Origin of the sequence: Kitasatospora sp. NPDC059462 (assembly GCF_042749955.1) — a bacterium.
GTDB lineage: Bacteria > Actinomycetota > Actinomycetes > Streptomycetales > Streptomycetaceae > Kitasatospora.
On sequence record NZ_JBHYUU010000394.1, the window covers coordinates 1 to 1,634 of the forward strand.

Consider the following 1,634-nt stretch of genomic DNA (forward strand, 5'->3'; position numbering starts at 1 on the left):
CCCGCCGCTCCGGCCGCCGCCCCGACGGCCGCGCCCGCCGCTCCGGCCGCCGCCCCGACGGCTGCGCCCGCCGCCCCCGTCGCCCCCGTCGCCCCCGCCGCTCCCGCGACCAAGCCGGCCGAGCGCCCGCTGGTCACGATCGGCTCCGGTGACCAGCAGATCTCCTTCGGCTGGCTGGGCAAGCTGCCCAAGCCCAAGCTGGAGGGCAAGAAGGCGACCTACGTCGACGCCCGCCCCGGCGTCGACCTCGTCCTCCAAGCGACCCGGACCGGCTTCGAGCAGTTCCTGATCGTGAAGGATCGTTCCGCCGTCTCCCAGACCGGCACGATCACGATCCCGCTCGACACCACCGGCCTCACCGTCGCCCCCCAGCCGGACGGCTCGATCCAGCTGCTGGAGAAGGTCTCCGGCAAGCAGGCCGTGAAGATCCCCGCCCCCGTGATGTGGGACGCGGTGGTCGACGAGGCCTCGCAGGAGCACCTCAACCGGGCCCCGGTGACCATGGAGGTGCGCGGTCAGGGCGCGGACACCGAGCTGGTGTTCACCCCTGACGCGGCGTTCCTGGCCGACGCGAAGACCCAGTACCCGGTCACCATCGACCCGGTCGTCGACGTCGTCACCACCTTCGACACCTACATCCAGAACAACGAGAACACCGACAACTCGTCGGCCGATCTCCTGAAGCTGGGCAGCTACGACGGTTCGACCAAGGCCCGTTCGTTCCTGACGATCCCGGGTGCCGACTTCAACGGCAAGCAGATCCAGAGCGCCACGCTCAACCTGTACAACTTCCACTCCTCGTCCTGCGTCGCGAAGCAGTGGGAGGTCTGGAACGCGCCGGGCGCGGCCGGGTGGATGCGGTGGAACAACATGCCGCAGGGCGAGACCCTCTGGGCGACGTCCAACGACACCTACGACAACGACGGCGGCGACAGCCACACCTGCACCGCCGGTGACGGCTCGGTGTGGGCGAAGGCCGACGTCACCGGGATGATCCGGCACTTCGCCCAGTTCGGCTACCGCGACTACGGCTTCCTGCTGAAGGCGGCGGACGAGAACAGCAACCTCTCCTGGAAGAAGTTCGACTCCGCCGAGGGCGACTTCCCGCCGTTCATCTCGGTCACCTACAACACCGTCCCGGCGACCCCGGTCACCGTCCAGGTGCTGCCGTCGCAGCCGGGCAGCCCGGCCTACACCCCGGACGCCAACCCGCGCTTCCAGGTGCAGGCCGCCGACGTCGACGGTGACGCGCTCACGGTCTACCTGGACCTGTGGCGCGGCGACACGTTCCTCGGCAGCATCGCCAGGCCCACCCCGAACGGCGCCGTCGCCACCGTTCGCCCGTCCGACTACGGCATCGCCAAGCTCGACGAGGGCGTGCAGTACTCGATCTGGGCGATGCTGGACGACGGCAAGTCCCGCTCCGGCTGGGCCGGGACGTACCTGATCGCGGACACCGTCAAGCCGGGCACGCCGTTCGTCACCTCCGCCGACTATCCGTCGGACGCGCTGTGGCACGGCGCCGCCAACCAGGCCGGTGCGTTCACCTTCACGCCCCCGCAGGGCACCGACGATCTGGTCGGCTACGTCTACACGCTGGACGGCGGCACCCCGGTCACGGTCAACGCCACCGC

The 1,634-nt window shown here is 70.1% G+C and carries 1 protein-coding gene; it reads left to right on the forward strand.

Annotation, left to right across the window (positions count from 1 at the left end; all coding sequences use genetic code 11):
- Positions 1-1,634, forward strand: a 1,634-nt coding sequence (locus ACFXAM_RS38700; RefSeq protein WP_380298622.1) for a DNRLRE domain-containing protein, incomplete at both ends; no start/stop codon positions are given.